The following is a 23019-nucleotide window of genomic DNA, read 5'->3' as shown; positions in this document are numbered from 1 at the left end:
CAGCACGATGGACGAGACGACAGAATTCCGCAGCACCACCAGAACACCGAGCCGCCGAGGAGCCGCCACCCTCAGCCGGGACGGCGTCCACCGCGTCGCCGTGCCCGTCCACCTCCGGCTCAGCGCGTCCGAACTGATCCGCGTACTCCTCGCGGCCCCGGCGGATACCGACTTCCGCACCCTCAACTCGGCGGAGGTCCGGTCCCTCATCACTGCCGCACTCACCCAGCACGGCTACGACGTACTCGACAGGTCGTCCTACGACCCCGAACACGACCGCCACCAGGACGCCCGCCGCGCAGTCCGCCGCGCGTATGGACCACGGTTCGTCGGCGCCTCCGACGCGCAAGCCGTGCTCGCTGATCCCCTCCGCGAAGTCCTGCGCGCCATCCGCAGCGAGAAGCCGTGACCGAACCAACTGGAGCGCGAGCGCGGCAGACGTACTACTGGCGGGTGCGCAACGCACGCACACGTGCGCCCGCGCAGAGCGCACCACGAACGTGGCACATCCAGCCCGGACACCCTGGCGGCGCATACTCCGACCTCGGACACGAACTGGACCCGCCCGCGCACCACACCCCCACCCTCCTCGCCCGGAGCCGGCAGTCCGGATGCCGGGAGCAGCAGGAGTTCCGGGGTGGATGCCTCGCCTGTGACTGGGAAGGCCCCGTCCACCGTGGTGACGGCGGCAACGAGGCGGTGGAGGACGCCCACGACCACGCTTTCCCCGGCTGGCGGACGCTCCCGCCAATCACCAGGGTCACGGACAGATGGGCGATCCCGCAGAGCCCGCACCGTTGGGTTCAGCTCACATCCCGGTACCCGGCGGGGTGGGTGGACCGAGGCGCACCGCTTGTCGTCTGGAACCGCCACCGCCGTGAGGCCCACGCTCCTCCGCACGCGGGACGTCCCCGCTACGAACTCCGCGTCGACCGGCCGCCGAGTAGCTGGGACGTCGACCTCGCGAACCAAGGAGCGCTGTTCTGACGGCCGCCGTTCTGCGAACCAGAGGCCCACCCCAGCTATCTCAAAGGTGGTTTAATTACCCGGCCGTCAACGGAGCAGGGCAACCTCCAGTCGGCCGGGTGCCGAACCAACCCGGACAACGAAATGACGGCCAGCGCACAAGGGCAACAAGGCGCTGGCCGTCGATGTCTCTCACCAGAAAGACCCAACCATGCTATGCGACCGGCACCCCGACTGTCCCCAGCCTGGTGACATTGCCCAGCTCAGGAGGGGTAACAGCATCAGCGCCGACGACACCGACAGCTTCGTCATCGTCGAGGACTTCCCCCCGAACGGCCGGCACCTCGTCCTCAACCGTCCCGTCGGGCACCCCGGCCGCGCCGACTGGGCCGCCGCCGTCCCGCTGCACGAGATAGCCACGCTCACCAGGCTGGAGCCGACCGGCACTCGCACGTGGACGCCAGCCCCGGAATCCGACGATCTCCCATGACCACCCCGAACGACCCCGGACAGGAGACGAACGTGCCCCCCGAGACCGGCCGCACGCTCTACTCGCGAGCGGACCTGCGTAAGGTCCACAACATCAGCGAGTCGACCCTCCAGAACCTCTGGACCGACCGCGAGAACAACGGCCACCCGCCCGTCACCGCGACCCTCGACGGCGTCATGCACTGGGACGGCGAGGTGTGGGCCACCTGGCACCACGAACTCCAGCGACGGCGTGCCGCCGCGAGCACCACGAACCCGCCGAAGCTCGACGGAGACCCCGAAGAACTGGTCGGCCCGGCCGAGGCGGCGAAGATCTGCGGCTTCGCCGACTCCGCCACCGTCTCCCACTACGTCAAGAACCCGCCGGAGGGGTGGCCCGAACCTGACGACTGGGATGTCCTGCCGACTCGTCGGCGTCCGAAGTGGAAGCGGTGGAGGCTCTGGCAGTACCTTGCGGAGCGCAAAGGCCGGGGGCATGCCGGTGGACGGCCCAAGGGGCGCCGCGGGTTGGCGTACCCGTACCAGGGGGACGAACGGCTCACCCTTGCGCGACAGGCGCTCGCGGCTAACCCGGGGGCCAAGAATGCCGACCTTGTTGCCGGGCTCCAGGTGCAGACGGAGAAGACCTACTCCCGGACGGTCTGGAACCTGATCCTGAAGTCCGCGCGTGAGCACCCCGAGGAGTGACCCGTGCCCGACCCTCGCTGTCCGCGCTGCTGTGGCCCGCTCGGTGAACGCTCCGCACGTTCCCGCTTGACGATCGAGCGGGAAGTTCGGATCTGTACCGTGTGCGGAACGGACGAGGCCATCAGGGAAGCAACCGGCCTAACGCCACTACCGTTCGGCGAGTGGCCGATCACTCGATAGCAGTCTGACGTTAGCCTATTGCTGGGACGGACCCAACAAGATGGGTTCCGTCCCAGCACCCGGGGTGGCGGGGGAATAGCCCCTCAAGACAGCAAGATCGTCAGCATGCTCAAGGTGAGCGTCATCGATCCCACGAAGGTGCCAGCGCCCCAGCCCATGGCCTGGAGCCCATGCCCGCCTGTGGCATAGGCGAGGAGCGCCGCAGACAGCGCTGCAATCAGCGAGAGAAGAACCGCGACCACCACGAGTAGCACCCTCGTGTGAAAGTCCCAGTGCATGAGTCCGTCCTCTACAGGGCTACCGCCCCGGAGAGGGCTAAGCAGCTAGGGTCATGGATGTTTGATGAGGCCATGACTGGGTCCCCGGTGCACCGGGGACGATCGGCGAGGCTAGGCGCAGGACGCCGCATGGTGATGACTCATGGGGCGGTACAGCGACGAGGTATTCGATGTGTTGGACGCCGTCGCAGAGACCTTGGGCGAGGTCTTGAAGGAACTTCCTCGCCGTCTCTACGTCGTTGACGAGACGCCCGAGGAACGACGTCGCCTTGATCCTCTCTGCCCAGATCGCCTGGCCTGCTAGCTGAAACTGGGTGATCAGTCTGCCGAGGGTCTTACTACCGCCCATGGCAGCGTTGACGAGCCCGTAGACTGCTTCGACGTGCTCCTCGTAGCTGCGCCAAAGCTGGACCGGAGGTGTTGTGAGCTCGATCCCATGAATCAGCCCGGACGTGATAGACGGGAAGCCGGAGGCTTCCTCGACTGTCCGGAGCAAGAGCAACGTCAGCTCTTCGGGGAGATCAGATGCGCGATCGTTCAGACCCTTGAGCTTTGAGGACCAGCTCTCTAGAACGTTTCGCGCCCGCCAAGCGTCCCGGATGCGGCTGTGCTTCACCTGAACAAGGATGGGCATTGTGTCGGTGGCCCACACCAAGTCGTCCTGGAACTCTGGACTCGCCACGCCCATGTCGAAGTAGTCCAGCTTCCCCTCCGCCAGATGCGCCCAGAGGGACGCCATGTAGTCAGGCGTCTCCGGGAGTTCAGGGAAGGACGAGGCGGTCACGTAGGAAGATTACGTCACTTGCTGCTGGTTAAACCTTCGCTTAGAACAATCAGCCAGTTCCGGCCCCGCGACTACCTCTTGTCGATCTGGTAACGGCTCGACAAGAGGTAACAGTCTCCTAACGCGCCTTGCCTGCAACCCCCCTGCGGAACTGAGTAACCCCAGGTTTCCTGTATCGATCTTGAAAAAGAGGACCAAGGTATCGTCACTTCGTGACGATACAATTGGCCAAGATGACCTGATCTGGTCGGTTCTCGGACGGGAGGTGGGCGGGCCGTTGGGGTGGGTGACGATGATCGGTCCGTCGGACGGGCAGGTCGAGTACCGCCTGACCGGAGGTCACGGGTGCGGGAAGGCGACCACTGTTGACGCCGCTCCCCTCATCGCCGCCATCGAGGCCAAGGCCGAAGAGATCGGGACCACCGTCGCCGCGCTCCTCGGCGCGGCGGAGGCGAAGAAGGCGTTCTTCCGCGCCCGCACCCAGATACGCAACGCCAAGTCCGCGAGGTTCACCGGGTTCGACGCCGTCGAAGTCGCCGCAGCCGCAGGGCTCGACGCCCGCACGCTGTACGGCGAGGAGGTCCTCCCCGCCCCCGCTGCCGACGGCCAGATCGACTACCACCTCGACGCGAGCGAACGCCCCCTGGTGTGGATCGGCAACGGCCTCACCGAGTTCGGCATCACCCCCGGCAACGTGCTGTCCCCCGACCAGTTCCCGGCGGCCCGCCGCCTGATGCGAGGCGAAGACCCGCGTACAGGCCGGACGTTGGTGGAACCCAAACTCGCCGTCGCCCCCGCCGCGAAGCTCCCCGCCGCACCCCTGGTCCGCGCGATCCGCCGCACCGCCGCCGAACGCGGCGTGACACCGGCGTCCCTGCTCGACTCGAAGCGTAAGAAGGACGCCTTCGGTCGGATGGAACGCCAGCTCGTCCGCTTCGGCGAAGCCCACAAGGTCCCCGCCTCCACCCTCGTTACCCTCGCCGACGCGCTCGGCATCAACGCCGTCGACCTGTACGGCGAACAGCACCTGGAGCAAGCCCTCCTCGCCGAGGCCGGCGGACGCCTCGACGCCCGCGCGCTCCTGAACGCCGTACGGAACAAGGCCCGCGAAACGGGTCAACAGTCCACCGACCTCTTCGACTCCGCGTCCATGAAACGCCGCCACCTCCAGACCGAGGCAGAAGCCGGACGGCGCCTGCGCGACCTCCCGATGGCGGTCCGCGAGGCCGTCGCGATGGCCAAGGCCGCGGGCATCGATCCCGCCGACGTCTGGGACGTCGAGGAGATCAAGGCCGCCCAGCGGGAAGGCCGGGTCGAGGTCGGCAACCGGGGCGCGGACGTCACCCTGGACCTCCCGAAGTCGCAGTCGGTGTTCCTGGCGTACGCGCCGCAGGAGATGGCCGACGAGGTCGAGTCCGTCATCGTCGCGGCGGGACGCGAGTCCGTCGAGGCGCTGGAGCGGTGGACGGCGTACGCGATGCGCGGTCGACACGGCGACGGCGAGGAGGCTCGCACGGTCGGCACGAGCGGGTTCTCCGGCTGGATGATGATCCACCGCGCGGCTCGCCCGGTCGGCGGTGCGCCGTACGGCGATCCCCACTTCCACCTGCACTTCACCCTGGCCAACATGGTCAAGGGCACCGACGGACAGTGGTCCACCGTCGCCGCTGGCGGCCGTGACCTGCACCGTCACGCCCGCGCGACGCAGGCCCTGATGAACGCCCGCGTACGACGCGAACTCGCCGACCGCTACGGCATCCGCTTCCGCCGCGAAGCGCGCACCGGCGCGTGGGAGATCGCCGTGATCCCCGAGCCCACCATCCGCCTCTTCAGCAAGCGCGACAGCCAGGTCCGCGAACTCCTCACCCGCCTCGGACTCGACTACGACAGCGCCACCCTGCGCGAACGCACCGCCGCCTCCGCCGTCTCCAAGGCCGCGAAGAACGGCGAGGCGGTGGGGGTGGCGGACGACGTCCTGCGCGCGTACTGGCAGGCGGAGGGCCGAGCCGCCGGGGACGACCCCGCCGCCCTCACGACCGCCACCGTCCACGACGACGCACCCGCGGTCAACCCGGCCCTGGACGAACTGTGCGCGCTCGTCTTCGACCCGAAGACTGGACTCACCGCGCACTCCAAGGAGTTCACCCACGCCGCCGCCATCGCGGCCGTCCTCGACGCCCTCCCCTACGGCATCGCCACCGCCACCGAGGCCGAGCAACTCACCAAGTCCGTACTCCGGCACGCTGGTTACGCGGTCCAGCTCAAGCCCAAGGGCGCCCAGCACTACACCCACGCCGACCGCTACACCACCACCGACATCGTCGCCGCCGAAACCCTGATCGTCACCGAGACGACCCGCAGGCTCGGCGAACAGGCCGCCATCGTCAGCACCGACACCGTCGCGATGACCCTGTCGGCGGCCGAGGCTCAGCAGGGCTTCGCCTTCAGCGTCGAACAGCGCGCCGTACTCGACCGGCTCCTGACCGCCGGACACGGCATCGACGGCGTGATCGGCGTCGCGGGCGCGGGCAAGACGACCATCATGGACGCCGCCCGCCAGGCATGGCAGGCCCACGGACTCGTCGTCGCGGGCGCGAGCACGGCGGCCGTCGCCGCCGCCAACCTCAAGGCGGAAGCCGGCATCACCTCCCGCACCCTCGCCTCCTGGCTCACCGGCATCCGCGCCGACGGCCCTGGCCTGGCCGGCGTGGACGTCCTGGTCGTCGACGAAGCCGCCATGTGCGACGACCGCGACATCGCGGAGCTGCTCGCGCACGCCGCGAAGACCGGCACGAAGGTCGTCGGCATCGGCGACCCCAAACAGCTCCACTCACCCGGCGTCGGCGGCCACTTCGCCGCCGTCCACCACCTCGTCGACGGCCTCACGCTCAACGAGAACTTTCGGCAGCGGGATGTCGTCGAGCGCCGCGCGCTCCAGTTCTGGCGCGATGGCAAACGCGTGGAATCTCTGCGCACGCTCACCGGAACGGGCCGCGTCCACGCGCTCGCAGACAAGGACGAGACGCTCGCGGCCATGCTCACCGTGTGGGCCGACAAGCGCATCGCGTACGACGACGACCACACCGCCGTCCAGCAGCTCCTCATGCTCGCAGCGACCAACGAGATCGTCGACGAACTCAACCTCGGCGCCCGCGCCCTGCGTAAAGCCGGTGGTGACTTCACCGGCCCCGAACACACCTATGTCCTCGCGGGCGGAGGCGAACTCGTCCTGTCGGTCGGCGACCAAGTCCTCCTGCGCGCCAACGACTACCGGGCCAGGCGCACGAGCGGGGAGAGCGAGGACGTTCTTAACGGCTTCCGTGGCATCGTCCGCGCCGTCGACGACGAACGACGCGTCCTTGTCGAGTGGCGGGAGAAGACCTCCGACGGCCACAAGGACCACGCCGAATGGGTCGACACCGACTACATCGCACAAGGCGGTCTGAGCCTTGGGTACGCCATCACCGGCCACAAGAGCCAGGGGCTGAGCGTGCAGGAAGCCCTGGTCTATGGACCCGGCGCCCAGGCCAACGCCCTCTACACGATGCTGTCCCGCGACAAGAAGGAGTCCCACCTCTTCCTCCCGCTGTCCGTCTACGAGACCGAGGCCGACCGCGCCCGAGCGGGCGAACCGGAGAACGAGCGGGAGCAACTGGACCGTGCGGTCGCCGGGCTCATCCGCGAGATCGAGGCCGGGACCGAGGAGCGGATGATCCTCACCGAGCTGCCGGGGAACGCCGTCCCCGCGCACGTCCGTGAGGCCGTCGCCGATCTCCCGGTTCCGCGGGCACCGGGAGCCGCTGAGCCTTCGCACGGCGATGCCGAGCCGGAGACCGTGAGCCTGAGCAGCCGCAGAATTCCGTCCCCGTCATCAGAGGTCACCGCGCCGACCGCCAATCGCCCGTACGCGCACTTGAGCAACAACGCCCTGCGCGACGCGATCCGCAAGGCAGCGACGGCCGCTCGCAGTACCTCGGCGGCAGCGGACAAGGCGGAGTCAAAGGCTGCTCATGCCGCTCAACAGGCGTTGGCCGGCACCGGCCCTGCGGTCCTGGCTTTCCGGCGACAGCACGAGGATCTTGCTGTGCGTGCCGCGGCGATCTGCGAGGTCCGGACGGTCACCGCTGCCATTGATCAGTGCACCAGCGCCCGGATCAAGGCTTCGGAGCGGCTGCACCAACTCGAACAGCGGTTGGCCACTGTCGGTCGGTTCGGCCGACACGTTCTGCGCGGCGAGGAGCGATTCCTTGCCGAGACCGAACGCGACAACCTGCGTGCGTACGACGCCCAAGCGGCGCGTGATCTGCGGGTTCTGCATGGCCGTCTCCCTGGACTGGCTGTCACGGCTGGGCCAGTCGAAGAACATGAAGGAGTGCTTGCCGACAAGGGGAGGAGCCGGAACGACCAGGCTGTCCTGCTTCACCGTGCTCACGGTGATGATGAACAGGCCGCTGAGCAGCTGAAGGGCGAGGCACGTAGGGCACGAAGCCTGGCGCAGGGCGCGGCTCAGCGGGAGGCGAAACTCTGTGCCGAACTGGAAAGCCGAACGCTTGGTGACGACAGGTTCGAGGACCCGGGGTCTGTTGCCAGAGACTCTCGGCGAAACGACGCCGCGCACAAGCGCGGAACTGAGGCAGCCACTTACTTCCCCGGTCCTGAGCCGTCTCATCCACTGCCCGTGGAGGGGCTCTGAGGTTCGTGGCCGTGGAATACCGGGCTCTGCCAGTCGGCCGCGTCTGCCTGTCCGCAGAGGGCTGTGTTGTGGACAGGCAGACGGGCTGCTCGTTTCATCAACCGCGGTTGGATGCACCGAATCTGTCGGTCTGGCGGAGTACGGACATCGGTCGGGTGGGCTCCGGCCAGACCTGGACGAGGTACCACTCGGTGATCTCGTCCGGGGCGAGGTCGATGGCGGTGTCCCTGCCGCGTGCGTGTAGACGCAGCCGGTAGTCGCCGGGCCCTTGGAAGGCCAGGACGGGCAGTTCCTCGTCTAGATCGTCCATCATTCCGCGGACCTGGAGGTCACCGGAGACGGAGCGCGCGGAGATCTCCACGATCTCCTCCCAGGCTCCGTCGTCGGGAGCGGGTTCCGTCTCGTGGAGGGCGATGTCGACATCGACGGAGCCGGTGTGGATACCGGTCGTGACGACGATGACGCCGTCAAGGACTCCGATGATCCCGTTCTGTCTGTAGTTGAGTTCTGGGCCGGTGGGGCCGTCCTCGTCCTTGATGTCGAACTGGTGGTACTGCACCGGAACATCGCCGTTGCGCCGCTCGACCGCCACGTTGCCCATTACTACGTTCCTCGCCTGTCTGTAGCGTCTACTTGATCCACACCAGGAAACGGTCCTTCTCGATGATGCGGTTGTACAGGTAGAAGTTGGCCAGGGTCCGGCCTCCGCTGCGGTTCTGGTCTTTGTCGATCATGCGTCGGCTGAACTTGCCGGTTTTGCCGCCCTGCCACGTCGAGGCCATGGGGTACTCGTCGCAGTCCTTGCCGGTCGGTCGGGGCAGGCTTGACGGGCACGATGCGTTTCGGTTCTCGTTGATCCGCGTCTTGTTCGTGACCCGGGTGAGGTAGTTCTTCGTGCCGTGCTTGCCGGGCAGACCGCTGTTCTGCGCGTCCTGGATGTGATCGGCGAGTTCCGGGTATTCCCCGTGCCGTGCGTAGGCCAACTCCGGGATGACCGGCATCACGCAGCCGGGCTTCGACGTTCCAGGGAAGGCGTTGTCGCACCGTACGCCCGGGGTGGGCAGTGTGATGCGGTTGGTCGGGGTTACGTCGGGGCGGGTGAAGACCCACCCGGCAGTGGCCTGCCCCCAGCCGCTCTGCCCCTTGGGCGAAAGGGCGATCGTGGGCTCCATGAACGACTGCCCGACAACGTCCTTGGTCTGGCTCATGACCTGGGCGGGGAAGGTGCTCTTGGTCACCCTGCACTTGCCGGAGCACGTCGTGCTGCCGGAGACCGTCAACCCTTTGGCCCGGGCGGTGCTGGAGACCTCCATCAGTTCGACCTGGTAGGCCCAGTTCTTCGAGTCCCGAGTGCTGTAGGCGTAAGCGCGCACGAGGTAGTTGAGCGTGCCGATCACCGCACCGCTGCGCGGGTCCCAGATGGTGACTTTGGCGGAGAAGACCCCGCACGCCCTGAACCGGTTGACCAACCATCTGTTCATGCCGGACTCGCCGCACCATTTCGGTGTGGACCAGGCGGAAGACGCCTTGCGTATGTCGGCCTCGGGGATGTCTGTGCTCCAGTTCGCGCACGAGACGGGCTCATCACTGCCCTTGGCGGCGGCGATGGCCTTCTGTACGAGGCAACTCGACTGGATCTCACCGGCGGTCGCCACCGGATCGGAGTCGATGCTCTGTTCTTGGGACATCCCATCCGACGGGGTGTCCGAAGTCGTCGGTGTGTCGTCCTGCGGATCGGGCAACGAGGAGACCAGGTCGTCCAGTTCGACCGACGACTCGTCCAGGTCCTCCGGCAACGGGATGGTGTCTTCCGTGGCCTGGCTCACGACCCGCGTGGGCATCTCCGCCACTGTAGGGTCGTCGGCTGCCTGGGCAGCACTGAGGCAACTGCCCAGCAGCCCCAGCGTGATGACGCCAGTGGCCAACAGATTCTTCAATCTCAAGTTGTGCCCCCCTGTTTTTGGGCAAGCGGCATGAACACGTTGTGATGTCGTGTTCATGCCTGGTCCCCTTGATCCAAGCGTGGTGGCATGTGGTATGCGAACATATTTTCGATAATCTGGCCACGCTGCCGGGCAGAGGGCGGCTCGGTGCGGAGAGGGCATGTGTCTGTGTCAGGCGCGGGTGAGCCAGCGTCGTCGTTCGGTGTCGGTGACGTGGGTTCGTTCGTGGTCGAGTTCGAGTTTCGCGAGGTGGGCGTAGTGGTCGATGACGTCTGTGCCGAAGGCGTCGTGGGCGAGGGTGCTGTCTTCGAAGACGGTGAGGGCGTCGGCGAGGGTGGGGAGGACGGGGATGTGGTGGGTGCGGTAGGAGTTGCCGGTTTCGGGTGGGCCGGGGTCGAGTTTGTGGTCGATGCCGTGGGTGATGGCGGCGAGGGTTGCGGCGAGTGCGAGGTAGGGGTTGGCGTCGGCTCCGGGGACGCGGATTTCGAGGTGGAGGGTGTTGTTGTGGCCGATGACGCGGATGGCGCAGGTGCGGTTGTCGTGGCCCCAGTTGAAGGTGGCGGGGGCGAAGGAGTTGGGGGTGAAGCGTTTGTAGGAGTTGGTGGTGGGGGCGTAGAAGGGGGCGAGTTCGGGGAGGGCGGTGAGGAGGCCGGCGATGGTGTGGTGGGCGGTGGTGGAGAGGGTGCCGTCGGGGTTGTTGAGTTGGGGGGTGTTGTTGGACCAGAGGGAGAGGTGGAGGTGGAGGCCGTTGGCGCGGCCGGTTTCGGGGGCGGCCATGAAGGTGGGGGTCAGGCCGGCGCGGGTGGCGAGGGTGCGGACGGCGTGTTTGAAGAGGAGGTGGTTGTCGCAGGCGTCGCGGGCGGGGCCGTAGGGGAAGGTGACTTCGACCTGGCCGGGTCCCGCTTCCGTCTTGATCGCTTCCACCGGCATTCCGGCTGCGGCGAGGGCGCGTTGGAGGCGGCGGAAGAAGCGGTCGGAGGTGGGGTTGTGGTCGAGGGCGTAGTCGAGGTTCTCGGTGGTGAGGGGGTGGAGAGGGTGGTGGGGGTGGGGTCCGGGGTGGTTGTGGGTGCCTTTGTAGAGGACGAATTCCGTTTCGATGCCGGTCTTGGGGTGCAGGCCGTGGCGGGCGAGGCGGGTGAGCTGGCGGTCGAGGATGTGGCGGGGCGCGATCTCTGCGGGGGTTCCCTCGGGGGTCATCGCGTCCGCGAGGATGATCGCGGTGCGCGGCATCCACGGGATGCGGCGGGCGGTCGTGAGGTCCGGTCGTACGGGGAGGTCCTGGTAGCCGGTGTCCCAGGAGGTGAGGGCGAAGCCGTCGGCGGGGTTCATGTCGACGTCGGTGGCGAGGAGGTAGGCGCACATCTCGGTGCCGTGGGGTGCGATGCGGGTGAGGAAGTGGCGGGCGTCGTAGCGCTTGCCCTTCAGGCGGCCTTGGAGGTCGGGGAGGGCGAGCAGGACCGTGTCGATCGTCCCCGCTTCCACGAGGTCGGCGAGGGGGAGACCCGCTTCGTTCTCGGGGACGAGGTGGGTGTTGTTGACGGTGGCCGTCATCAGACGATCTCGCTTTCGTAGGACGACGCCGAGCGGTCGGAGCTGTGAGCCGGGACCTTGTACGTACTGCCCTGCTTGTGCCACCAGGCCCAGGCCAGGACGAGGACGACGAGCAGCGCGACGGGCGCGTAGTTGAAGGTGTCGACGGAGACCGGGGCGGTCTGGGGGAGGCAGAACAGCAGGGTCACGAACACGACCCAGACCACCGCGACCATGCCGACGATCACGCCCCAGCTCCCGAGGTTCCACGGGCCGGGGCGGAAGCGGTGGCGGTTCTTGACGCGCAGGTAGATCGGGATGGCGTAGGCGGGGGTGATGCCGATGACGTTGATGCTGGTGATCGCCGCGTACGCGACCGGGCTGTACAGGCTCGGCAGGGCGAGGAGGGCCGCGCAGACGACGGCCAGGATCACGGCCTTGCGCGGGGTGCCGGTGCGGGCGTCGACCTGGTGCCACAGCGCCGAGCCCGGCAGGGCGCCGTCCCGGGAGAACGCGAACACCATCCGGCTGGCCGCCGCGGTCTCCGCGTTGCCGCAGCACAACTGGGCGACGATCACGACCAAGAGCAGGAGTTTGGCGCCGGTGAGGCCGAGGGCGTCGAGGAAGATCTGCGCCGGCGGAACCCCGGTCGCGGTCCCGACGGTGCCGGCGTAGTCCTGGATCGCGAAGGTGAGTCCCGCGAGGAGGACGAACCCGGCGAGCCAGGACCAGCCGATCGCGTGGATGATCCCCCGCGAGGCGGAGACCTGTGCGTCGGTGGTCTCCTCGCTCAGGTGCGCGGAGGCGTCGTACCCGCAGAACGTGTACTGCGCCAGCAGCAGACCCAGCAGGGCGACGTAGACGGGGCTGGACCAGCCGGTGTTGTTCACGAACTCCCCGAACACGAACCCCGGTGACTGGTGGCGGGAGGGGACGATCGCGAGGGCGCCGACGATGACCAGGACGCCGGCGACGTGCCACCAGACGCTGATGCTGTTGAGGATGCTCACCAGCCGTACCCCGAACCAGTTCAGCGTGAGGTGCAGGGCGAGGATGCACAGGAAGATGACCATGATCTTCCCCGGTGTCGGTGTGATCCCCCACTGGAGGTTGAGGAACGCGCCGGTGAACAGGGCGGCGCCGTAGTCGATTCCGGCGATCGCGCCCAGCAGGCCCAGCAGGTTCAGCCAGCCGGTGTACCAGCCCCACTTCCGTCCGCCGAGCTGCTCGGCCTGGTAGTACAGGGCGCCCGAGGTCGGGTAGGCGGAGGTGACCTCGGCGAGTCCGGCGCCGACGAACATGACCATGGCGCCGACGGCGACCCAGCCCCACAGCATGACGGCGGGGCCGCCGGTGTTCATTCCGAACCCGTACAGGGTCATGCAGCCGCTGAGGACGCTGATCACGGAGAAGCTGACCGCGAAGTTCCCGAACGGGCCCATGCGGCGGGTGAGGACGGGTTCGTATCCCAGTTCCCGCAGGTAGGCGTCATCGGATTTTCGGTGTGAGGCATGGCGGTTGGGACTCACAGGTCCACCTCCGGAGATCGGGAAACGAGATGGTCAGGTTCATGCCAATAGAGATCAGGGGTGATGCGATGTGCGGCGTGCGTAGGCGAGGGACTCCGCGCGCGCCCGCAGGAGGAGCGCTTCACCGGGGTCGGGTCCGGTGGTGCGTTCGCACACGGTCGACCAGGGTTCGCGGGAGGCGTAGGGGCCGAGTGCGGCGAACACCTCGGCGGCTTCCTGGTACTTGGCGCCGGCCCACAGGATGTAGGCGAGGAGGTTCAGGTCGGCGACCGACCGCAGGGTGGGAGGTGCCCGGTGGAACCAGTTGCGGAACGCGTTGAGGCTGTAGCCGACATGCGGCTCCTCCAGCCACTGGCGGCGCCACAGAGGGTCCACTTTGATGCGCCGCCGCTGCTCGACGAGCGCGTGCGCGGGCAGGAGCAACAGCGGTGACCCCGAAGGCTGTTGGGAGACGACGCTGCGGCCGAGGTCGAAGACGGCGGCCTGGGAGGCGGTGGGCAGGGCGTCGCGCGCGAGCAGGAACTGCACCGTCCGGTGGTACGCCTCGCGGTTGTAGGGATCGCGGCGGTCGACCTGGTCGAGGATGCCCCACGGGCCGGAGGGGAGCATCAACTCCGGTGCGGGGATGCGGTGTTCGTAGTACTGCTGGCGGGTGTCGACCTGGGCCAGCGCGAGCAGGCACACCCAGGGCACGGGGTCGTCCGGTGCCCGGCGGGCCGCCGCCAGGACCGCGCGCCGCGCGTCCGCTTCGAACTCCCAGGTACGGGGGTGGTGTTGGCGGTGTGCTCGCAGGACGCGTTCGACGGCCACCCGCGCGTTCATGAGGTGGGCGTCGTAGTGGTGGGGTTCCTCGCGCAGCCATACGCCGACCACGTCCGACCTCGCGGCGGCTACGGCCAGCACCTGCGTGCGCGACGTCCGCAGTGCGCCGTGCGTTCCCGTGGCGAGCAGCAGCTCCCGTGCCGTTCTCCAACGGCCCGCCTCCAACTCGACGAGGGCCACGCGGAGTTCGTCGTCGTGGCCGGCCGGGTGGTACACGAGGCGCATCAGTGTGCCTTTCCCTGATGAGAGCAGCGGGGGCGGCGCGGTGCAACGGGCGGTGGTGACGGACAGACGATTTCGGACGTCGGTGTCATGAGGGCCTCGGGAAGGGGGTGGGGGGAGAAGACGGGGTCAGAGGCGGATCTGAGCGATCGCGTCGGCGACGCCGGTCACGAGGTTGCTGATGCTCGGGGCCAGGGAGCTGCTCGCGAGGAAGAACCCGAAGAGCACGCAGGCGATCTCGGGGCCGGTCTTCACCGCGTTGCCCCGGATCAGGAGGACCACGATGATCCCGAACAGCAGCGCGAAGGAGATGCTTAGGGACATCAGGGGGCCGTTTCCCCCGCCGTCCCGCGCCGCTCGCCGCGTGCCTGGATCAGGGCGCGGCGCAGCGCCGGGGGCAGGGTCAGCGTCCGGGGGCCGCTCGCGGGGACGTGCCAGTGCATCCCCGGCGGCGTCGTGGTCTCGACGGACGGTACGACGACGTGGCAGTTCTGGCCGAGAGCGACGGTCTCCGGCTCCGTCCAGTTCGCCGCCGTGCCGACGGGGACGAGGAAGTACAGCCGGGGCTCCGCACCCCCGAAGTCCATGATCACCGGCCCGAGGGGCTCGTGGCGCTCGCGAAGGATCTCGATCGCGCGGTTGCCCACGGCTTCCCCGGCACGAACGACGTCCCACCACAAGCCCGCCGAGCACAGCTCGGACTCTTCCCCGATGGGCATCCAGCGCGGCGGGCGGGCGTGGGCCGCGGGATTGACGTCGGACATGGAAATGGCCTCCTCACCACTATGTGTGAAGAGACCATTCCATTCAGCGAGTTCGGTGCGCGGACAGATTGTCCGTGGGGTCCGCTCGCCAAGACCCTTGACAAACAGTCACGTTGAGCTTAGGCCGGTCCAACTCGCAAACGCGGACAGCTCGTTGGACGGGTTCGACTCCACCCTGAGCAGTGCCGCCGTCGTTTCCCGGACGGACGGGTGGAAGCGGGTGTGGTTCGGGGCGACCTTCCGGGCGCGCTTGAGGTCGGCGAAGGAGCCCACCCTGTCCCCGGCGGTCAGCTTCGCGGACGCCACGTCGATGAAGTGATGGCTCGACCGCTCCCCGACGGTCGTCACCGGCGGCGTCCACTCGCCGCCGGAGGCCGGGGCCCACTCGGTGAGGTGGGCGAGCGCCTGCTCGGTGTCGCCCATGTCGATCATCGCGTGGACTTCGTGGATACGGATGTTCGTCGGCCCGAAGGACATCTCGTACGCCAGCGAGTCCCGGTTCCCCGCGAGAGCCGCCACCTGCTCGGCCTCCCGCAGGTACGCGTCCGCACGGTCCGCGTTGTTCTCCCGCGCCTCCAGGACCGCCAGCTTCAGCAGCAGCGCGCCGTCGATCGCGAGGGCGTCGTCCGAGTACGAGCGTTCCGGCTGGAGGCGTTCCAACTCACCGCGCAGTTGCAGGAGTTTACGGCGCGCGGTGGTGTAGGCGCCCTGGCGGAGCATCGCCCCCGTGACCAGGTAGCCGGCCGTGAACTGCATCAGCGGGTCGTCGGAGCGGTCCGCCGCCCAGCGGACCCGCTCCAGCGCCGTACTCGACAGGTCGTGGTGACCCATCTTGTGCGCGAGGGAGTTCACCGCGCGGTAGACCCGGGCCAGGTGCCAGAACGCCTTGCTCCGTTCCTCGCCCCGGCTGTTGAGGGCCACGTGCGTGAGTTCGGTGATGATCGGCGGGAGCAGGGGGCCCATCGGTGCGTACCGCGCGTCGCGGCGCAGCGTCGTCACCTGGTCGACCTCCGACGCGAGCACCGCGAGAGAACGCGGTGCGATCTCCAGGTCGTCCGGGCTGTCGTAGCAGAGGAGAAGGCGGCGGAGTTCGGGGATGACGGCGTGCACGCGGTCCTCTGCCTCCGGCTCCCCGTAGTACGGCTGCCCGGTCAGTACCTCCGGGCCGAAGCGCAGCGCCTTGGCGAGCGCCAGGATCAGCGACGGTGAAGCCTTCCGCGCGCCGGACTCCAGCTTCTGGATGTAGCTCGGGGAGACCGCGACCTTCTGCGCCAGCTGGGCGGCGGAGAGTTGGCGGGTCTTGCGTGCCGTACGGAGTCGGCGTCCCAGCGTCAGGTTTTCACTCATCGGTGGTTCTTTCCCTTCGCGATGGAGGACTCGAATCAGGGTACGGAAAGGGAGTTGTCCCGCGCCTGTGGTTGCCGAGCGTTAACGGGATCGACAGCGCGACGCCTTGAGTGCGGGGGCTGCGGATGCCAGGACGAGGGCTCGCATCGCGTGTTCGTGAAGAGGTTAAAGCGGTGCTATTTATGTGAAATAGGTCAGTTTTGAGGTGAGTTCGTGCGCTGGTCGTCAAGGGGTTTTCGGAAAGCGCCTACGGACAGATTGTGTGCATCTCCGGTCTGGCCTCGCTGTCGACGAGCCCCATTCAGCTACGCACCGTGGCCGGTGTGGGTGAAGCCGGTTTTGGCCAGGACCCGTGCCGATGCGTGGTTGTCGGGGTGGTGTTTGGCGGTGACCGAGGTCAGTTGGAGAGTCCTGAACGCGAAGTCGAGTACGAGGGTCACCGCTGTGGTCGCGTACCCGTGCCCCCAGACGTCGTCGCGGAGGATATAGCTCAGGGCGGCGGTCGTCCCCTCGACACGGAGTTTGACCACGCCGATCAGATCACCGGCGTGGTCGATGCCGAAGCAGTACAACGTCCTTGGGATCGCGCGCTGTTCGGCAGCGCGGGCCGTCAGCCAGGCGATGGCCGAGGCGGTGGTCATGGCGGGCCTGGGCAGGTGGCGTACGGAGGGTTCGCTGTAGATGTGCTGGAGGGCGGGTGCGTCGTCCGGGTGCAGTTCGCGGAGGGAGATCATTGCTCGACGGTGCACAGGATCTGTGCCAACTCGGCTGCTGTGGGCCGGTGTTCGGGTGGCGCGGTGAGGACGGGGCGCAGGGCGTCGTGGAACGTGGACCACGTGGCCGGGGACAAGGGGATGCCGCCGGTGGCGATGGCGTCGCGGATGCCGTCCTGGCCTACGGCCTGGCGGTCGATGCCGGCGGCTTGGTAGTCGAGGGGCCAGGTTCCCGACGCGCAGGTCCACAGTGTGCCCGCCAGGGCGTATACGTCGCTGTGGCGGGTGGCGAGGACGGGGTTCTTGTCGCGGGCGGCGATGGCGAGTTCGGGGGCCATGAGGTGGACGATGCCGCCGCGGTAGCCGTCGACGGGGCCGTGGGGTTCTGGGCGGGACCAGGCGAAGTCGATGAGGCGGACGCCGTCGGGGGTGTGGATGCCGTGGGCGGGCTGGAGGTCGGCGTGGACCCAGCCGGAGGCGTGCAGGTCGGCGACGGCCCGGCACAACTCGACAGCCGCGCGGAGGGCCGGTGCGCGGTCGCCGTCGCCCGCGCGTACGGCCGTGAAGGTCTTCCAGGTCGAGGGGCCGTCGTGCCAGGGGGTGACCAGCCACGCCCCGCCGTCGTAGCGGCCGGCGGTCACCTCGTGGCCGGGGAGGGCGTCGAGCATCGCCGCTTCCCGGACCGTGACGGCCACGGCGTCGTCGTAGCCGGTCTTCACCGCGACTGTTCCCACCGGGCCGGTGGCCTTCCAGACGGCCGAACCCCGCCGGTTGGTCAGCTCCTTCAGCTCTACGACGCCTCCGCAGGCGGTTTCCGCTGCCGTGCGGGCCTCGGGGGGACAGGGAGGGAACGCGACCATGCTTTTACCGCCTGCCAGTCGTGAGGGAGTTGGGCGAAGACGTCCCGTCCATCGTCCACCGCGACGGCGAGGGCGTCCGCGAGTTCGGGCGTGTCCGCGAGGAAACGGGGGTCCCGGGCGCGGACGGCCGGGCGGACCGGGAAGAACGAGTACGGCGGAGGCGGGATCGGCAGGTCTTCGCGGTCGAGCCGTTCTTCGCCGTGGTGGAACTTGCCGATCATGAGGCCGACCGGGCCGTACAGGTGCTTCAGCGCCCAGTGCGGCCAGTCCAGGAGACGGCCCGTGTCCCCGAGGAGGACGACGTTCTCGCACACCAGGGCTCCGTGCGGGCGGGCCGCGAGGGGGCGGACCCACTCCGCCGCCTGGACACCCGCGTGGAACAGCCCCGCTTCGACGAACTTGCGTTCGTCGCTTGCGACTTCGTAGACCGTCCAGGTCGTCAGGCCGCGGCGTATGGACGGCGCGAGGTAGGGGCAGTGCGCCGACACCGCGTCCACGTACCCCGCGACGTCCACCGTGCAGGGCTCGGCCGTCTGGGCCTCGACGAGGCGGAGCGCCCCGGCGAGGGTCCGGGGCGCTCCTGTTCGTGGGCCGGTCGTCATCCGGCGGCGGGCGGTACGACGTCGTCGCTGGGGAGAGGGGTGCAGTCCCACTCCGCCCACACCTCGCCGGTCTCCCGGTAGCGTGTCAGCGCCCGTTCGTTCAGTACGCCGTCGGCGTCGGTGAACCACACCTCCGGAAGCGGGCCGAACATCTCCTCGTACGCGGCGACCCACGAGACCCTGCCGAAGCCGGTGTTCTCGACGTGGTTGACCAGTCGGCCCGCGTGCTCAGCGCAGAACGCCCCGTACTCGGGGTCGTTCAGGAGGAGGTGCCACTCCGCGTCGACGGCGGCCGAGAACATCTCGGGTACGGGCTGATCGGCGGCGAACTGCCGGGCCGAGACCTCGAAGAACCTGCCCAGCTCGGTCCTCGCGGGGGTTTCCACAGAAAGCACGCCGGACTCCTTTTCGTCTGACTGGATAGGGGTGCCGGGAACCGCTCGTGGGGGTTCCCGGCACTCGGCGGTGTGAACGTGGTGACGGTCTTCCGGTCGGCTCGCGGCGCCGCCCGGAAGATCGCCACCCCGCCGGCCAGGAACCTTTCCAGTCCGCGAGGGTCGGTGCGCGGACAAGCTGTCCGTACCGTTCGGTTGTGGGGAGCCTTGACAGGCGGGTGAAGTACTCAACTTACTTATTAGTAAAGGGAGTTGATTCCCTATCACAAGAAGGCGCTCCTCGCAGTGAATCGCACGAGAGGCACGTGGACAGTCTGTCCGTTCACGGGCGGTGTCCGGTGGGAGTCTCACTGCACGGCCACGCAGAGCGGCACGGTTGGGGACTATGCAGCTCTGCGTGGCTGATGGGCTCATCCAGGGATTTTCGATTTCCGCATCGCTCCGGAGCGCTTGTTCCGGCCCCGGTGATCCTGGGTCGATGACAAGCTGAAAGTCCGTCATATCGCTTGCCTGAAAGCTGAAAGGGAACCGATGGCCCAGGATCAGGAACAGCCGGTGGAGCGCACCCTTGTACTGCTGAAGCCGGATGCGTTGGTGCGCGGATTCGGCGGGAAGATCATTTCCCGTTTCGAGGACGCGGCACTGAAGATCGTCGGCGTCAAGATGAAGCAGATGGACGCCGAGTTCACGCGCAAGCACTACTTCGACCTCGAAGAACGGCTCGGCGCCGAGGTCTACAACCTCACCGCGACGTTCATGCAGCAGAGCCCGGTCATCGCGCTCGTGCTGGAGGGGGCGGACGCGGTGGCCACCGTCCGGAAGATCGTCGGGAGCACGTACCCGAACGAGGCCCCCGCCGGCACGATCCGCGGCGACTTCTCGCACTACAGCCGGGCCGCGAGCGCGGCATCCGGCAAGGCGGTCGCCAACCTCGTGCACGCGTCCGGGAACAAGGAGGAGGCGGAGATGGAGGTGGGCCTGTGGTTCGAGAAGGACGAGCTGCACGACTACCGGACTCTCGCCGAGCTCTTCACCTACTGACGGCGGCCTGCCTCGTCACCGGCGGGCCGTCGCCGCGTTGAACACCACCGGGTACCACCGGACGAGAGAGGGCACCATGACCAGCGAAACCCGCGTCGCCTCCGTCGAGGAACTGGAGACCAGCTTCCAGCGGGAGATCGGCACCGACCGCTGGGCGGCGGCCGAGACCGCGTACGCGCTGGCCGTCCGGTACCGGGACGCCGCCGACTGGAACACCTCGCGCGAGTGGGTGCAGCAGTGCCTGCGCCTGCTGGAGGGGTTCCCGAGCGACTCCCTGGAGCAGGTCGCCACCCGGCGCGTGTCGGTGGGCGGGGTACTGCTCCCGAACTACCTGCACGAAGGCGTTGTACGGGACCGGTTCGGCGCCGTCGCCTGACGGCCCTTTATCGGCGGCGCGGGCATCGCCTGCGCCGCCCCATCTGAACATCTCGCCCCGCCGGACCCCACCCCTGGGCGCTCCGGGCGGATCACCCATGCCCGAAACAAGGAGGTTTCCGTGCCTGTCGAGATCGAAATGCGTGCTCGCTTCAGCCAGGAGGTACACGACCGGCTCGTCGCGCGTCTGGAACGGGACGGTGAGGACCTCGGCCAGGACGACAAGTACATCTACTTCTACGTCCTGCCCGACCGGCTGCTGAAGGTCACCGACAACATCACCGCCACCACCGCGAAGATCACCCTCAAGGACGGGAAGATAGGCCAGGGTTCGGCCTTCCCGGAGACCGAGATCGCCATCGCGCACGACGACGTCCCCGCCGCCGTCCGGATCTTCAACACGCTCGGTTTCGAGAGCGCGATGCACGAGGCGTACAACGCGCGCCGCAACTTCCGCTTCGGCGAGGTCGAGATCGCCGTGAAGTGGAGCGAGGCGTGGGGGTACCACGCGGAGTTCGAAGTACTCCTGGACGAGGAGCCGAGCCCCGCCGAGGTGGTGGCGGCGCACGAGCGCATCGCGGCGGTCGCCCGCGAGCTGGGCGTCATCCTGATGAGTGAGAGCGAACTCGCCGAGTTCACGGCCGCGTTCGAATCGGCGCGGTCCGCCTCCGAGTCGTGATGAGTACGACTCCGAGCCTTGTCGAGCTGGCGGCGCGCAAGGAGCTTCCCCGGCACCAGTTCACCGACGCCGAGACGGTGAACTGGATCGCGGAACACCGGCCCGGCCAACTCATCGATGGAGCACCGAGGTTGGGTCCTGGCATACGTCGGCTCCTGATGCGTACGGCGATACCGGCCGTATGGCTCGCGGAACCTCGGCTGCACGACTCCCTGCACGGTGTGCGGCACGCCATGCGTACGGCCGCGCTCGCGGCGCTTCTCGCGGAGGCTGCCGGCCTTGATGGACAGGACACAGCAACCGCGGTTGTCGCCGCCGCTGTTCACGACTGCCGACGCCTCCACGACAAGGACGACCAGGGACACGGCGATCGTGCCGCGCGCTGGCTGACCGTGAACGCCGAGGACGTGTGGGGGCGCTTCCGGCTGGAGATGCCCCCGGCGGCCGTACGGCAGGCGGCCGTCTCGGTCCGGCTGCACGACGTGCCGTACCCGGACTTCACGCCGGACGACGAGACGGACTACGCGACGGCTCGGATGGTCACCGACGTGGTGAAGGCGGCCGACGCGCTCGACCGGTACCGCCTGCCGAAACTCAAGTGGTGGCCCGATGTCCGGCACGTGCGTGTGGACGCGTTCGAGGAGTTGAAGGCCGTCGCCTTCGACCTCGTGCTGTGGTCCGAGGCTGATCACGTGACGGGGACGGACAGCACGTCCGCCGTCCTGAAGGCGTTCGCGCGGCGGGAGTTGATCGGCTGATGGACTTCCTCGACGCGTACCACTTATGGGCCGACGCCCACGAGTTCTACGGCGCGTCCGTCATCCCCCAGTCTGTCGAGAGCGTTGAGTGGGAGACGAGGCTTGCCCAAGAGGCCCCCAACGGCGCCCTGTTGCACAACAACGCGCTCTTCGACGCCCTCACCACCAACACCACCCTGCATCTCCTCCACGTCACGCACGCGCTGGAGGAGATCAGCGAACACGGGGTCCTCTACCCCTCGGGCGGGTGTCTGGTCGGCAGCATCTACTGCGCCCCGCTCACCCCCACCGGCAACGGCCTGCGGATGCACAACCTCGCCGCGTACGTTCTCAACCGGGAGGCCCCGGCGTTCCTGAGACGCATCGGACGGCCCGGCGCGGCGCCGACGCCGCTGGTCTTCGAGATCGACGTCCCGCACCAGGCGTACCGCGGCCTCGCCGGCATCGACTACCTGCGGCTCGGCGCGATCCACCTGCGGATCTACAGCCTCCTCGAATACCTCCTCTCCAAGACCGAACGCCACCAGCTCCGCGAGACGATCACCAGCCGGACGAAGAACTCCGCAGGGTTCCTCGCGCTGGCCTCCGCGGTCGCCCACGGGCAGACCACCGTCGACCCCGAGCTGTTCCTCCAGTTGCTGGACTCGGCGATCCCGCGCCTGCCGATCCTGGGGTACGTGTACTTCGAGGCGCTCGCCGAGTACCTGATGCTGTACTCCACCAGCGCCGAGACCAGGCGGCTCGCGGAACTCGGGGAGTTCAACAACCAGCTCTACAAGGATCTGATCTTCTCCTCCGAGCTGGCCATGGCCGGCACCTTCGACCTCGCCAAGTTCCGTCCCCCGCCCGCCCGGTTCGACACTCTCCTCGCCCAGGTCGACCCGAGCCTCGACCCCCAGCACGCCCGGCGCCATCTCACCGAACGCGTCAGCCACCTCATCGCCGCCCGCCTCTTCACCCCCGGCCAGACCCCGGAGGAATGGCGGCACACCCGCTGGGAGTTCGACAGCCTCGCCACCCACCTCGGCCCCCTCCTGGGCCACCTCATCCACCGCGAACTGCGCACCTTCGGCCGTTACCCGCACTTCTACTTCTACTTCGACCAGCACAAGGCGCTCCAGGCGTGGAACTACTGGAACCACATGGACATCCTCACGCCGTTCAACGGGACGATCCCCAAAGGGGAGATCGGCATCAACCCGGCCTACCCGGACCTCGCCTACCGCGTCTGGCGGGCGGAACAGGACGACGCCGGACACCTCCACCCCGTGCAACAGCTCGACCTCACGATCGCGCCGCGCCTCGTCGACATCAAGCACACCCTCATGCGCAACAGCCGCAGCCTGTCCCGGACTTGAGCCG

The 23019-nt window shown here is 68.1% G+C and carries 24 protein-coding genes; 10 read left to right on the top strand and 14 right to left on the bottom strand.

Annotation, left to right across the window (positions count from 1 at the left end; all coding sequences use genetic code 11):
* Window positions 1-7: 7 nt before the first annotated feature.
* The 4 genes from ABZX85_RS35785 to ABZX85_RS35770 all read left to right on the top strand — a co-directional run bounded on the left by ABZX85_RS35785 (window position 8) and on the right by ABZX85_RS35770 (window position 2142).
* Window positions 8-409 carry a DUF6181 family protein gene (locus ABZX85_RS35785; protein WP_355878310.1) on the top strand — a complete coding sequence of 134 codons (402 nt, stop codon included), beginning with the start codon at window positions 8-10 and terminating at the stop codon, window positions 407-409.
* Window positions 406-987 carry a DUF6349 family protein gene (locus ABZX85_RS35780; RefSeq protein WP_355878307.1) on the top strand — a complete coding sequence of 194 codons (582 nt, stop codon included), beginning with the start codon at window positions 406-408 and terminating at the stop codon, window positions 985-987. Before ABZX85_RS35785 ends, ABZX85_RS35780 begins: the two co-directional genes overlap by 4 nt.
* A 190-nt stretch (window positions 988-1177) precedes the next feature.
* Window positions 1178-1456 carry a DUF6211 family protein gene (locus ABZX85_RS35775; protein WP_355878304.1) on the top strand — a complete coding sequence of 93 codons (279 nt, stop codon included), beginning with the start codon at window positions 1178-1180 and terminating at the stop codon, window positions 1454-1456.
* Entirely contained in the window at window positions 1453-2142 is a 690-nt protein-coding gene (locus tag ABZX85_RS35770; protein WP_355878303.1) for a hypothetical protein, read from the top strand. The genes ABZX85_RS35775 and ABZX85_RS35770 overlap by 4 nt, the downstream gene beginning before the upstream one ends.
* Window positions 2143-2405: 263 nt before the next feature.
* Here the strand turns inward: ABZX85_RS35770 and ABZX85_RS35765 are convergent, their stop codons facing one another.
* Window positions 2406-2567, bottom strand: a complete 162-nt coding sequence (locus ABZX85_RS35765; RefSeq protein WP_355878301.1) for a hypothetical protein — start codon at window positions 2565-2567, stop codon at window positions 2406-2408.
* Between the two features lie 70 nt (window positions 2568-2637).
* The gene (locus ABZX85_RS35760; protein WP_355878298.1) at window positions 2638-3384 is read right to left on the bottom strand and encodes a hypothetical protein; all 747 of its coding nucleotides are present in this window, start codon (window positions 3382-3384) and stop codon (window positions 2638-2640) included.
* 292 nt (window positions 3385-3676) lie between these two features.
* Between ABZX85_RS35760 and mobF the strand changes: the two genes are divergently transcribed.
* Window positions 3677-8077 (top strand): MobF family relaxase, encoded by a 4401-nt coding sequence (mobF, locus tag ABZX85_RS35755; RefSeq protein WP_355878295.1) that lies wholly within the window; start codon window positions 3677-3679, stop codon window positions 8075-8077.
* Window positions 8078-8174: 97 nt separating this feature from the next.
* On the opposite strand, the gene ABZX85_RS35750 is transcribed toward mobF, so the two are convergent.
* From ABZX85_RS35750 to ABZX85_RS35695, 12 genes are all read right to left on the bottom strand, one after another.
* Complete coding sequence (locus ABZX85_RS35750; protein ID WP_355878293.1) at window positions 8175-8678, bottom strand: hypothetical protein; 504 nt, start codon at window positions 8676-8678, stop codon at window positions 8175-8177.
* Window positions 8679-8706: 28 nt separating this feature from the next.
* Window positions 8707-10077, bottom strand: coding sequence for a NucA/NucB deoxyribonuclease domain-containing protein (locus ABZX85_RS35745; protein WP_355878291.1), 1371 nt, complete (start codon window positions 10075-10077; stop codon window positions 8707-8709).
* A gap of 114 nt (window positions 10078-10191) precedes the next feature.
* On the bottom strand, window positions 10192-11571 hold the full coding sequence (locus tag ABZX85_RS35740; protein WP_355878288.1) for a glutamine synthetase family protein: 1380 nt from the start codon (window positions 11569-11571) through the stop codon (window positions 10192-10194).
* The gene (locus ABZX85_RS35735) at window positions 11571-13079 is read right to left on the bottom strand and encodes an amino acid permease (protein ID WP_355878285.1); all 1509 of its coding nucleotides are present in this window, start codon (window positions 13077-13079) and stop codon (window positions 11571-11573) included. The genes ABZX85_RS35740 and ABZX85_RS35735 overlap by 1 nt, the downstream gene beginning before the upstream one ends.
* Window positions 13080-13133: 54 nt before the next feature.
* Window positions 13134-14126, bottom strand: coding sequence for a hypothetical protein (locus tag ABZX85_RS35730; protein WP_355878282.1), 993 nt, complete (start codon window positions 14124-14126; stop codon window positions 13134-13136).
* A 126-nt stretch (window positions 14127-14252) separates the two neighbouring features.
* Complete coding sequence (locus tag ABZX85_RS35725) at window positions 14253-14447, bottom strand: hypothetical protein (RefSeq protein WP_355878279.1); 195 nt, start codon at window positions 14445-14447, stop codon at window positions 14253-14255.
* Window positions 14447-14887, bottom strand: a complete 441-nt coding sequence (locus tag ABZX85_RS35720) for a hypothetical protein (RefSeq protein ID WP_355878276.1) — start codon at window positions 14885-14887, stop codon at window positions 14447-14449. The genes ABZX85_RS35725 and ABZX85_RS35720 overlap by 1 nt, the downstream gene beginning before the upstream one ends.
* A 108-nt stretch (window positions 14888-14995) precedes the next feature.
* On the bottom strand, window positions 14996-16234 hold the full coding sequence (locus ABZX85_RS35715; protein WP_355878273.1) for a helix-turn-helix transcriptional regulator: 1239 nt from the start codon (window positions 16232-16234) through the stop codon (window positions 14996-14998).
* A 305-nt stretch (window positions 16235-16539) separates the two neighbouring features.
* Entirely contained in the window at window positions 16540-16968 is a 429-nt protein-coding gene (locus tag ABZX85_RS35710) for a GNAT family N-acetyltransferase (protein ID WP_355878270.1), read from the bottom strand.
* Entirely contained in the window at window positions 16965-17807 is an 843-nt protein-coding gene (locus tag ABZX85_RS35705) for a hypothetical protein (protein WP_355878267.1), read from the bottom strand. Before ABZX85_RS35705 ends, ABZX85_RS35710 begins: the two co-directional genes overlap by 4 nt.
* Complete coding sequence (locus ABZX85_RS35700; protein WP_355878264.1) at window positions 17738-18409, bottom strand: DUF6875 domain-containing protein; 672 nt, start codon at window positions 18407-18409, stop codon at window positions 17738-17740. The genes ABZX85_RS35705 and ABZX85_RS35700 overlap by 70 nt, the downstream gene beginning before the upstream one ends.
* Window positions 18406-18804, bottom strand: a complete 399-nt coding sequence (locus ABZX85_RS35695) for a hypothetical protein (RefSeq protein ID WP_355878261.1) — start codon at window positions 18802-18804, stop codon at window positions 18406-18408. The genes ABZX85_RS35700 and ABZX85_RS35695 overlap by 4 nt, the downstream gene beginning before the upstream one ends.
* A gap of 531 nt (window positions 18805-19335) precedes the next feature.
* On the opposite strand from ABZX85_RS35695, the gene ABZX85_RS35690 reads away from it, so the two are divergent.
* The 5 genes from ABZX85_RS35690 to ABZX85_RS35670 all read left to right on the top strand — a co-directional run bounded on the left by ABZX85_RS35690 (window position 19336) and on the right by ABZX85_RS35670 (window position 23015).
* Window positions 19336-19845: a nucleoside-diphosphate kinase gene (locus ABZX85_RS35690; RefSeq protein ID WP_355878258.1), complete on the top strand. Its 510-nt coding sequence runs from the start codon at window positions 19336-19338 to the stop codon at window positions 19843-19845.
* 76 nt (window positions 19846-19921) lie between these two features.
* Window positions 19922-20221, top strand: coding sequence for a hypothetical protein (locus ABZX85_RS35685; RefSeq protein WP_355878255.1), 300 nt, complete (start codon window positions 19922-19924; stop codon window positions 20219-20221).
* Window positions 20222-20341: 120 nt separating this feature from the next.
* Window positions 20342-20899, top strand: a complete 558-nt coding sequence (locus ABZX85_RS35680) for a hypothetical protein (protein ID WP_355878252.1) — start codon at window positions 20342-20344, stop codon at window positions 20897-20899.
* Complete coding sequence (locus tag ABZX85_RS35675; RefSeq protein WP_355878249.1) at window positions 20899-21657, top strand: hypothetical protein; 759 nt, start codon at window positions 20899-20901, stop codon at window positions 21655-21657. The genes ABZX85_RS35680 and ABZX85_RS35675 overlap by 1 nt, the downstream gene beginning before the upstream one ends.
* Window positions 21657-23015, top strand: coding sequence for a hypothetical protein (locus ABZX85_RS35670; RefSeq protein ID WP_355878246.1), 1359 nt, complete (start codon window positions 21657-21659; stop codon window positions 23013-23015). Before ABZX85_RS35675 ends, ABZX85_RS35670 begins: the two co-directional genes overlap by 1 nt.
* Window positions 23016-23019 lie beyond the last annotated feature (4 nt).

The organism is Streptomyces sp. NPDC004539, assembly GCF_040610055.1.
Taxonomy (GTDB): domain Bacteria; phylum Actinomycetota; class Actinomycetes; order Streptomycetales; family Streptomycetaceae; genus Streptomyces.
The sequence above is the reverse complement of the archived record's forward strand: the minus strand, read 5'-3'. Positions and strand labels throughout refer to the sequence as shown.

Excerpts from the sequence above, each read along its gene's own strand:
- ABZX85_RS35785 (WP_355878310.1), top strand. The coding sequence starts at position 8 with ATGGACGAGACGACAGAATTCCGCAGCACCACCAGAACACCGAGCCGC.
- ABZX85_RS35775 (WP_355878304.1), top strand. The coding sequence starts at position 1,178 with ATGCTATGCGACCGGCACCCCGACTGTCCCCAGCCTGGTGACATTGCC.
- ABZX85_RS35770 (WP_355878303.1), top strand. The coding sequence starts at position 1,453 with ATGACCACCCCGAACGACCCCGGACAGGAGACGAACGTGCCCCCCGAG.
- mobF (WP_355878295.1), top strand. The coding sequence starts at position 3,677 with ATGATCGGTCCGTCGGACGGGCAGGTCGAGTACCGCCTGACCGGAGGT.
- ABZX85_RS35750 (WP_355878293.1), bottom strand. The coding sequence starts at position 8,678 with ATGGGCAACGTGGCGGTCGAGCGGCGCAACGGCGATGTTCCGGTGCAG.
- ABZX85_RS35745 (WP_355878291.1), bottom strand. The coding sequence starts at position 10,077 with ATGAACACGACATCACAACGTGTTCATGCCGCTTGCCCAAAAACAGGG.
- ABZX85_RS35740 (WP_355878288.1), bottom strand. The coding sequence starts at position 11,571 with ATGACGGCCACCGTCAACAACACCCACCTCGTCCCCGAGAACGAAGCG.
- ABZX85_RS35730 (WP_355878282.1), bottom strand. The coding sequence starts at position 14,126 with ATGCGCCTCGTGTACCACCCGGCCGGCCACGACGACGAACTCCGCGTG.
- ABZX85_RS35725 (WP_355878279.1), bottom strand. The coding sequence starts at position 14,447 with ATGTCCCTAAGCATCTCCTTCGCGCTGCTGTTCGGGATCATCGTGGTC.
- ABZX85_RS35720 (WP_355878276.1), bottom strand. The coding sequence starts at position 14,887 with ATGTCCGACGTCAATCCCGCGGCCCACGCCCGCCCGCCGCGCTGGATG.
- ABZX85_RS35715 (WP_355878273.1), bottom strand. The coding sequence starts at position 16,234 with ATGAGTGAAAACCTGACGCTGGGACGCCGACTCCGTACGGCACGCAAG.
- ABZX85_RS35710 (WP_355878270.1), bottom strand. The coding sequence starts at position 16,968 with ATGATCTCCCTCCGCGAACTGCACCCGGACGACGCACCCGCCCTCCAG.
- ABZX85_RS35705 (WP_355878267.1), bottom strand. The coding sequence starts at position 17,807 with ATGGTCGCGTTCCCTCCCTGTCCCCCCGAGGCCCGCACGGCAGCGGAA.
- ABZX85_RS35700 (WP_355878264.1), bottom strand. The coding sequence starts at position 18,409 with ATGACGACCGGCCCACGAACAGGAGCGCCCCGGACCCTCGCCGGGGCG.
- ABZX85_RS35690 (WP_355878258.1), top strand. The coding sequence starts at position 19,336 with ATGGCCCAGGATCAGGAACAGCCGGTGGAGCGCACCCTTGTACTGCTG.
- ABZX85_RS35685 (WP_355878255.1), top strand. The coding sequence starts at position 19,922 with ATGACCAGCGAAACCCGCGTCGCCTCCGTCGAGGAACTGGAGACCAGC.
- ABZX85_RS35675 (WP_355878249.1), top strand. The coding sequence starts at position 20,899 with ATGAGTACGACTCCGAGCCTTGTCGAGCTGGCGGCGCGCAAGGAGCTT.
- ABZX85_RS35670 (WP_355878246.1), top strand. The coding sequence starts at position 21,657 with ATGGACTTCCTCGACGCGTACCACTTATGGGCCGACGCCCACGAGTTC.